This is a genomic window from Achromobacter sp. 46006, from assembly GCF_059761975.1.
Map to the genome: position 1 here is coordinate 33,028 of NZ_JCBANN010000047.1, position 10,484 is coordinate 43,511.

The 10,484-nt window shown below is 67.4% G+C and carries 1 protein-coding gene; it reads right to left on the reverse strand.

Annotated elements, in window-relative coordinates; genetic code table 11:
• Position 1: 1 nt before the first annotated feature.
• On the reverse strand, positions 2 to 10,459 hold the full coding sequence (locus AC6LKG_RS19695; RefSeq protein WP_498167146.1) for a hemagglutinin repeat-containing protein: 10,458 nt from the start codon (positions 10,457 to 10,459) through the stop codon (positions 2 to 4).
• Positions 10,460 to 10,484 lie beyond the last annotated feature (25 nt).

Below are 10,484 nucleotides of genomic sequence, written 5' to 3' on the forward strand. Positions count from 1 at the left end.
TTTATTTCCCCTTTCCAGGAAAATTGAAGAACCTTCTTATTTCGATTGGAATGTAATCTTTTTCTAGACCATTCCTTTTATCTCCCGTACTGCCTGACCAGTGCCAAGTTCCATCATTTGAATCAGAGAATCGATGAATATTCCCTTCCGCATCCTTTGCAAATCGCTGCCCCTCCTTTCCCTGCACCGAATTGGCAAACAAGTCCAGAGAATTCCTTGGCTCTAATCCCGCGTTGGACCTGCTTGCAGTTTGACCTGGCGTGTGCTTTGGACTCGATTCATAAACCAACCCATTGGAAGCAGTTACGGGCTCAGGGGCAGGCAATGCACTGCCTTTCCCCTTCTGTCCAATTGGCGCTTTCGTATTGCCGGATATCTTATTGGGCCGGACAGCCCCCACTGCCGCAGCAGCCCCAAGCGCTCCTTCCGTGGCAATGCTATTCCACGCTTCCTTCTTTGCCTCTTCCGAGCCCGCCAAGATCGCCCGCTGCAGAACCTCATTACGGTCGCTCAGGATGAGCAGGCTCATGCCCTTGACGGCCTTCAATTCCTCACGGTCCGCCTCGCTCAGACCACCTTCCCGCCGGCTTTTCTCCAGTAGCTCGCTCGCGCGCGCGTCGTAGCTGGCGGCCAACGCCGTCAACTTCCGCGCGTTCTTCGTGCACTCCGCGCCTTCACAATCCACTAGCTCGGCACGCTGCTTTTTGCTGAGATCAGCGTATCGATCCCTCACCTCATCCCGGCAAGCAGTGTCCTTGCACTGCACCCACTCCCGGATACGCGCCTCCTGCTGCAAGACGGTCAGATGATTGCTCTCAGTCTCTAACGCCGCCGAATAGGTGGCGACCACCGCATCGGCGCCCACAGCCGTCGATATCCCGGCCACCAACGACCGCACCAGATTGCTGCGTTGTTCCTTCTCTGTCGGATTGAGCTTCTTGCCATCCTCATCGAGCAAGGCGTTGAGCACGGCCCCCACTCCGGCTCCCAGCGCACCCGCCGAGCAATTGGCACCCGTGCTCGCGGCACCCGCGCATCCCACAATCGCATGCAGCGCGGCACGCGCGGCCTCGCCCTTCGGGCCAGGTTCCATCTGTGCAACGAGCTTTTTGACCTCCGTTGCACCTAGCCCTTGCAGATAATTGACCGCGACGGACTTCACCGCGTCACCCGCCGCGCCGGTCACATTGCCGCTCACAGCCCCCAAGATCGCAGTCAGCCAACGACGGCTCTCGCCACCCGGCCCCCACGTCTTCGCATCCTCAAAAGCTTGCTTTAATTGATCTCGACGCGGTCCTTCGGGCTCGTTCTTCAGCGCATCTTCCAGCGCCTTGGCTTCCCTGGCCCGCGTTTCCAGGAACTGCCCGACCTGCTTCTGAGCCTCCGACGCAATCTCGAACCCCGCCTCGATCTTCTCCTTGTCGAAGATCGGCTTGAGCGCATTCAACGTGTCCGACGACGTATCCCGATTCAGCGCGCCGATCGTTTGAGTCGCCGTCAGTCCAGTTAAGTCCTGCTGCGCGACTTCATCGCGAATCACGACATTGCCGCCGCTGATCGCGCTGCGCGTGGTCGAGCTGGCTTTGCCGGAAGCGCCCGCGACAACAGGCAGGCCTGCCGACGCCCCGCCCTTATCGCCCGATTCCCGCGCCTTATCGGCGCCGCCCGCCGCCTGGCCGTTGGCGTTCGCGGCTACGTCCGCTTTGCCCGCGTCGCCTTTCTTGGGTGCGCCCCCGCCGTCGCCGCCCCAGCTATAGCCCCCGCTCAGGGCGATCTGGTCGGCCTTGTACCGGGCCGTGTTCTTTACCTCCCGAACATCCAGCGTGCCCGTGCCGAGCGCGTTTCGGCCTTCCAGCGCCGCGCGCTCGCTGCTGGATACCGCCGCGCCGACCAAGGTCGTGTTTCGCGCGATATCCAGTTGGAAGCCGCCGTCGCCCGCCTTCAGGCCGGCCTGTTCGCTGGCGGATCGAAAGTCGCTGTTCATCCGGCCTTGGGCGACGTTGCCCGACACCGAACTCTTGCAGTAGCCGTACACGCAGATGTTGGCCTTGACGCCGATGCTTTGCTGCTTGGCGTCGTAGGTGCTGGCGTCCTGCAGGGTCTCCAGGCGCAAGTCCTTGCCCACCGACGCGATGATCCGGTCGGCTCGACCGGTCGCACCGATCAAGGAGGTGTCAGCGCCGGATCGCAACGCCAGCACGTTGCCGGCGCTCACGTCGGCATAGGTCCAACGGGTGTCGTTGCCATCGGCACGGCCACGAGCGCCGCTGACGCCGATGGTGACCATGACGCCAGCCCCGTTCTCGCTGTCGGCCGACACGCCGATGCCCACGCTCGCGCTGGAACTCTTGTTCTTCGTGTTCTGCTCGAAGGTGTTTTGCGCGGCCCGCAGCAGGAGGTTCCCATCGGCCTCAAGCAGGGCATTGCCGCCCGCCGACAAGCGCGATCCCGTGAGCGTGATGTCCGAGGCCGACCCCGCGCCCTGGGCGAGGAGGGTGAGGTCCTGGCCGGCGGCCACCGTCGATCCGGCCGTCGACGAAGACGCGCGGTCCGTGGCGCTCTGGCTCTTGCTGGTGCCCAGGTCGATACTGAGGCTGACGCCGCCCGCGCTTTTCGGGTCCGCCATCACCGCGTCGTAGGCATTGAGCGCGGCAAGGCCCGTGGTCGCCAGGGCCAGGCCCTGCATGACCTTGTTGTCGGTCTTGCCGGCGGCCTCGTTCATCCGGCCGGCGGTCTGCATGGCGCTGATCAGCGGCGCGCTGGCGTTGATGCTGACGCCGGATTGCTTGACCTCGTGCAATTCCTTGTCACGCGTGGTGTCGAGCGCCGCGGCGATATTGATGCCACGCCCGGTCAGCGTCACATCGCCCTGGCGCGCCAGGACGTTGCTGCCCGTCACGTTCAGCGCGCGCTCCGCGCGGATCAGCGTATCGCCTTCGACGCTGCCGACGGTGCTCGCGGTATGGAACACGTTCTTGCCGTCGAGCGAGTCGGTTTGCCTACGCGTGCCGTAGCTCAGCCCGCCCATCGCGCCCAAGCCGGACTGCTTGTCCTGCTCGTAGTGGCGGATGTCCATGCTGTTCGCGCCGGCGGCAATCTTCACATCGCGTGCGCCCGAGACTGTCAGGCCATGCTGCGCACCCAGGTTCGAGCCGGTGACCGCCACGTCCCGGCCAGCCATCAGCACCGCCGTGTCGCCGGTGAAAGTCGTGGCCAGCGCCCGTTCGGTCGTGATGGCGTTGACCATGTGGTTAGACCGGCTTGACAGGAAGCCGCGCTGCTTGCTGTAGGACTCGATGTAGGAGTACTGCGTTTGCACGCCCGCCGCCGCGTTGATGTCGCGTCCGGCGGCTACCGCCAGATCCTTGCCCGCCGTGACGTCGCCCGCGCGCGCGTTGACGTCTCGGCCGGCCGTCATGGTCAGGTTGCCTCCGGCGGCGACCATCGCGCCGATCTCGCGGCTGGTGTTCAGTTCGTAGCGGTTGCGCGGGTCGCGCTCGATGCGCTCGCCCTTGCGCTCCGTCAGGGTGGTCATGTTCAGGTCGCGGCCGGCTTGCAGGCGCTCGTCGTCCCTGGCCGTGATTTGCGCCGCGATCAAGCTCAGGTCGCGCCCCGCCCGCGCATCCAGGCTGCCCGCGTCGATCCGCGCAATGCCCGTCAGATAGGTGCCCCATGTATTGCTGGCGCGTTCGGACGCTGACGTCGAGGTCAGCGCGATGTCTCGTCCGGCACTCAGGCCAACCTTGTCGCCCTTGATCAGCGACACGAGATTGGTCAGGTCTTCGCGCGCGGCCAGATCGACGCTACGCGCCTGCAGGGTGCCGTCGGCCTGGTTGACTATGTTGCCGGCGCGGACCACCATGGCTTGGCGCGCCGCGACGGTGCCACTGTTCACGAAGGCATCCTCGGCGGCAACGTCGACATCGCGCCCGGCGATCAACGTGCCATCACCCTTCAGGTCGTCCTTCCTGACCAGGAGGTACACCTGTGGAACCAGCACCGACTGCACACTGCCATCGGCCAGCGTCACCGGTTGCTCGATCAACCACACCAGGTCGGTGGTCAGCAGCCGCTGCTGGGCCTCGGTCAGTCTCGCGCCCAGCTTGACGCCGTGAGTCCGCGCGAACCGGGCGCCGGCCGCGAGCAACGCCTTGTACTGCGCATCCTGATTGCTGTAGTTCTCCAGGAAGCGCTGGCCGCTGGTGGCAAGGATCTGGTCGGATACCACCTTTTGTTCATGGAATCCGTCGCCCAGGCGCCTGGGCTGGCCCGCTGGCGTGAGGAACTTGGCGCCCGGCGGAATCAGGTCGTCCCAGCCGCCCAGATGTGCCACCGTCACGGCGTCCCCCGCGCCTGCCGCATCACCGTTCAGGCGAGCGGGAGGCGGTTCCAGGGCGGGGTCGCCGGGCAAGGTCCCCGACCCGGCGCCGGGCTGCCGCAGGAGATCGATCAGGTAATCGCTGGAGACGTGGGCGTGGCCGGCAGTGAAGCGCGGATCGGTCGTCGCCAGATAGGGTGCCTGCGGTTGCCCACCGACCACGAAGAGCTGATTGTCGGGAACGCCGGCCGGACGGGCAACGGTGCGGACTGCCTTGCCGTCGGGCAGATCGACACTGAGGACGCGCACCGGCTGCGGCGCGTCAATCGGGGGCGCTCCAGGCGCGGTGCCCGACAGCGTCACGACGGCGCCGCCCGTCGCGCTGGCGACCGGAACTTCAATCGCTTCGGCCGCCAACGTGTTGCTGTAGGGGCTGCTGCTTTCCCAGCGCGTCGATTTGCGCGCGTGAAGCTGCTTCTCGAAGCTCAAGGTCATGACGCCTTCGCGCGTCACGGTGCGCGTGCCGCTGACCCCGATGTTGTTGATGGCCGGGCCGGCCACCGTGAGCGCGCCCCCGGCGGCAATCTGGCTTTTGTCGTTGGTGACCGAACCCGCCAGTGTCATCGCTGCGCCCGACAGGATCTTGCCGGGATCAGACGTCACCGTCCGGGTCTGAACGACCGTCTCATTGACGCGGTAATACATGAAGGCGTGTTGCCAGCGGCTGTTCACGTCACGGTTGAAGGCCTTGATGCGCGTGTCCAGTTCGAGGTGCCGCGCCTTGTAGGCGGCGTAGGCTTGCTGATAAGCGGCGAGGCGCGCGGCGTAGGCTTCGCAAGCCGGGGATTTGCCCTTAGCGCATCCCGCCGGCTCGGTTTCGCTCCACTCCGGCATCGGGCCGGCGGGCGGTGTGACCCCGAATACCGACCAGATCCGCGCATCCGGGGCATAAGCGAAAAGGTCTTGCGGGATATCGCAGTCATCGTCGGCCATCCCCGCGCAGCCCAGTTCCGCCGGGGTATAGGAGGGCGCGATCGGCCAGGTGGTCGCCGTCGGGTCCAGGCGCCAGTCTCCGTACCAGTTCGGCACGCCATAATCGAACGGCGGCCCATAGCGCGAGGCCGGGTACTTCTCGCTGGGAGGCAATAGCAGCAGCCAGCTCTGCTTGCCCACGCCCTGGGCGGGATTCTGCGAGCAGATTCCCCGGTACTCTTGGCACACCCAGAAGAACTCGCTGCCGTCCATCAACGGCCCGAACTCCTGCTGGTCCTGATTGACCCGCCGGAAATAGAATTTCGGCTCGGACGAAACCTGTTCAGTCCGGCTCGCATAGCTGGGATTCAAGTTTTCGATCAATGCCGCGGCAATGCTGGCCTGGGCGGCCGCCTCGATCGTCGCCGCGCTGTTGCGCAGCAGCGCGGCCTGGCCGGTGGCGGTTCCCGCCGCATCCAGCGTGCCGCCCACTCGTAAATCTGCCGCCGAGTAGATCAGGGCCCCCTGTTCGTTGGCGACCGAACCGGCACCCAGATCCATGCCCGCTCGCGAGGCAATCACCGCCGAGCCCTTGGTTCCAACCGTGTTGACCAGTTTGCCGGCGCTGATCGACACCTGGTCGCCGTAAATGCGGCCCCGGTTATCCACCAGGCCGGCAGCAATGCGGGTTGTCTTGCCATCGATCAGGCCGTCATTGAGCAGTCCATTGGCGACATCGATCGTGTTGCCACGGCCGGCGATCCATTCCCCCGTTTCATGGTTGGCGAACGATTCGGCGTGGAGGCCGAGATCACGCCCGGCGCTGATGCGTGCCCGGTTATCAAGCGCGCCGCCGAGCTTCAGTGTCAGGTCACGGCCCGCGCTGATATCACCGTCCAGGTTCAGCGAGCCCGTATGGTCCAGGAACAGGTCGCCGCCGGAACGCAACACGCCCAGCTCCTGCGATGCCTTGATGCCGAGCGTCAGGCTCCGGCCGGCCGCCAGTTCGCCTTGACCGTTCTGCAGAACGTCGGCCTCGATGCTGGCATCGCCTTGCGAGGCGATCCGGCCGCCAGTGTTGGCAATATCACGGGCCTTGAGCGACAGGCCTTCGACGGCGTTGATCGCGCCGCCCTGATTGTTGATGCCATCGGCCTCGACGGCGACCATCCGGCCAAGCACACCGCGAGCCGGCACGGCCAGGGCCGTGACCGCGCGGTTGTCCAGGCTTGCCGCCGACAGCGACAGTCTGCCGTCCGCCTGGATCAGACCGCCTCGGTTGTCGACTGCGCCCGGGGTGGCGATGGCCAGATCGGCGCCGGCGAGCGTTCCGTCGCGGTTGTCGATGCTGGCGGCGTCCACGCGCGCATGGCCGGCGGCAACCAGCTTGCCGTTCGTGTTGTCCAGGCTCGCCCCCAGTCGGATGCGGGCTGCGCCCGTGGCTGTGAGCGTGCCACCCGGGTTGCGCAGGCGAACCGCCGACAGATCCAACGCCCCGGCGTGCAGGAGGGCCCCGGCCGTGTCGATGTCGCCCGTGACGGCCAGCGTCATCTGGCCCATCGCCGACAGCGCGCCGCCGCCAAGCCGCAACCCATGGGCGGCCAACGTCATGTCCTTGCCGGCCAGGCTGACGCCAGGATGCAGGATCGTGCCCGCGTCGGCCTGGAGGCTGCCTGGCAGGCTCAATCCGCCGTCGGCATCGACACCGGCTACAAAGTGGCCGGCGTTGTGCAGCAGGCCCGGCACGTGAACGCGCAGATCGCCGGCGGCGAGCACCGAGCCAGTATTGTTCAATGCGGTATTGGCGCTCAGGTCCGCCTGCGCGCCCGCGGCGGCGATACCCGCATGCGTCAGTGTGTCGCCGGCGGCCAGGGCCAGTCCGCCGCCCGCTTGCAGGCGGCCGCCGGCCGCAATCCGCAGGTCGCGGGCAGCCGTGGCCGCGAGCGTGCCTTGCCGCGTGGCGATCACCCCATCCAGCCAGGCATCGGTGCCGGCCTGTAACGACTGATCCTGGCCGGCGCTGCTGCTGCCCGACATCTGCAATGCGCCGCCCGTGATCAGCTCGAGCGAGCCGCCCGCTTGCTGGCGCGATGCCGCCCCAAGCAGGGCGTCACCGTGCGTGGCGGTCAGCAACAGATCGCCCTGCAAGGCCGCCACCGTGCCTGCGATCGACAGGCGCTCGCCCGCGCTCAGCGATTGCACCCGGCCTGCCACGGCACGGCCCGCGATCGCCATCGAACGACCGGCGGCACCCGTAAGGGAGTCGCCCGCCTGGATCAGGCCCTTGTCGCCCACCGCCACGTCGCGCCCGCTCACCGCCAGGCCCGCGTCGCTGGTGGCCACGCCGTCCAGGCGCGCATCGCGCGCCGCGCCCAGCGTCAGTTCCTCAACCGAGGCCAACGTGCCCGCAACGCTCAGGTCGCGGCCCGCGCGCAGGTCCAACCTGCCGGCCGCCCGCAAGTGCGCGTCTTGCCCGATCCGCAGATCGCCCACATCCTTGCCCGCCGTGATGTTCAACAGACCGTTGGCGATCGTCTCGCCGTTCAGCACCGCATCCAACATGGCTGATAGGCGAATGTCGCTTTCGCCTTGAATAGCACCGTCGGCGAGCAGCGCGCCATCGGCTCGCGCGGTCAGCCATCCGCCGGCCTGCATGGCGCTGGATGCCGCCAGTTTCAGATCGCCGCCGCTGGCCAACGTGAGCGCGCTCCCGGGCGCCAGCAGGTCGCCGTCAAGAAGCAGGTCGCTATCGGTGCGCAGACTGGCACCGCCCCCAGCGATGGCGGTGCCGGCCAGTGCCGCCGCGCCGGCGGTCATGTTCAACGCGCCATCGGCCTGCGTCCACGCGCCGCAAGCAGCGACCAGCCGCTCGCCCGCGTTCAGGCGCATGCCGCCGACGGCGACGCTCTGGCCTTGCAGGGTCAGGTTCCGGCTTGCCCCCAATGCCAGATCGGCCTGCGATGACAGGATTCCCGCGCTGGTCAGCGAACCGCCGGCCAACGCATTCAATGGGCCGCCCGCCAGGACGCGGCCGTTCACGCCCACCGACAGGTCCTGGCCGGCATCCATGGCCAGCGGGCCTCGTGCCGCGGCGACCAGGCCCTGCACGTCCAGCGTGCCGCCCGTTTGCACATTCGTGCCCTCATTGCCTCGCAACTCGCCCGCGACGGCGACCGCGCCGCCCGCGCGCAAGCTTGCCTGCTGCGCCGATGCCAGACGGCTCGCTTCGCCAATCCGCGCATCGCCCCGCGCAAGCAAATCCAGCGCACCGGCGGCGGCGATCTCACCGTCGACGCTCATGTCTTGGGAGGCGGCGAGATTGACGTCCGCAAGCGACACCAGCCTGCCATCCTGGCGTAGGCCGCCCCCGGCGCGCGCATCCACTCCCAGGCCTTGCAGGCGGCTGCCCGCCGCTAATCGCAAGTTCCGGCCAGCGTTCAGGCGTGCCCGGTCGCCGAAAGCACGCGCATCGCCCGCCACCCGCAGGTCTCGCGCAGCGTCCAGGACCATGCCACCGTCCGCCATCGCCGCGCCGTCCAGCGCCATATCCTCGCCAGCCTGGATGCGCAACGCGGTGCCGGCCCGTTGTGTCGAAGTTGTAGCCACGACGATCCTGCCAAGGGCCTCGACCGACAAGCGCTCTGCGGCCAGCAACGTACCATCGATCACTGCGTCCCCAGCCGCGCCGATGGTCAAAGCCCGCGATGAAGAAACCGTGCCCGCGGCGGTGAAGTTGCCCCGGGTGCGCAGGTCGACCGCTCCGCCCGACTGGACGCTGCCATTCGATCCGATGAATAGATCACCGCTTGCGACCAATGCCAGCGGTCCGATGCCGGTACCGGCGTCGCCTTGCAGCGCCAGACCGCCACCGGCCGTCGCCTCGACGCGCTGATTGCCGCGCAATTTGCCCGATGATCCCTGCACCAGATCATTGCCACTTGTCAGGCTCAGTACCGCGTCGGTCAGGACCGCGCCGCCCAAGGTCATGCCCCGGCTCGCCCGCATCGTGACGTTGCCGGCCGACTGCAATTGCGTTCCAGGCTCCAGGGTCACGTTCCCCTCGGCCGCGGTCAGCAGCGTTCCTGCCGCCACCACCTGTTGCGGTAACAGCAGGTCACGCCCGGCTTGAAGCGTGACGCCGTCCTTCGCGGACACCACGCCGCCCACCATGGATACGCCGCCGCGCGAGTAGGACGGCTTGCCCGATTGCGCTTCCGCCTGCGCTGCGGCACCGCCATCGGTGGTTACGCCCCGCGCGGGCTGCGGCGTCGCGGCCTGACCTGCCACCGTCAGATTCCGGCCAGATTGCATGCGCGCGTCCTGGCCCGACGTCAGCAGTCTTGCCGACATTGACAGATCCCTGCCCGCAGCCACGTACAAGGCGCCCTGCGTGCGCAGGCTGCCCTGCGCGCCCACCGCCACATCCCCGCCCGCGTCAATGCTCAGCAACGCGCCGGCGCCGACCGCGCCCGGCACCGTGACATCGCGCGTGGCGGCCAGGGTGGCGGCGCCTGCCGCCTGTGCCGCGCCCTGCATGGCCAGGTCGCCGCCGCTGCGCATGCGCAGATCGCCGGCCGCCTGCACGGTGGCGCGCGGCGCAATGCGCACATCGCCGGCGGCATTGACTTGCAGATCACCCGTCAGCGCGGCCAGATTGCCGCCGATGTTCACCCCCACGCCGGCCTCGGTGCCGATCAGGCGGATGCTGTTGGCGTACATGCCGCCCAGCGCGGCGGTATCGAGCGCCACGCTGGGCGCGGGGCCATCACCCGCCTGCGCGGATACGGCGTCCGAACCATAGTCAACGCGCGATGCGCCAGCCGTCACGTTCAGCCGGTTCGCCCAGATGCCGGCGTTGATCTCCAGCGTGCGCGCGATCAGGTCCACCTGGCTCAGGTTCATGCCGTTCAGGCCTTGCCCTTCGACCGCGAGCCGGCCCCCCGTCACATCGAAGCCAATGCCGCCGTCCGGCCCGACGCGCGGCTTGCCGGTGGTCAGGGTGGCGCGGTCCGCGTTCAGGAATCCGCAGCCATTGCACGTAATGCCCGCCGGGTTGGCGACGATGATGTTGGCCCGATTGCCAGCCACTTCCAACGTGCCGAGCAATTGCGACGGATTGGGCGCGGTGACCTGGTTGAGAATGGCGCCCGCATGCCGATTGCCGAGCATGGGGTTGCCCGGCACTTGTCCGGCC

What these genes read in the sequence shown, in the direction of transcription:
- AC6LKG_RS19695 (WP_498167146.1), bottom strand. Translation starts at nt 10,459, where the DNA reads ATGCTCGGCAATCGGCATGCGGGCGCCATTCTCAACCAGGTCACCGCG.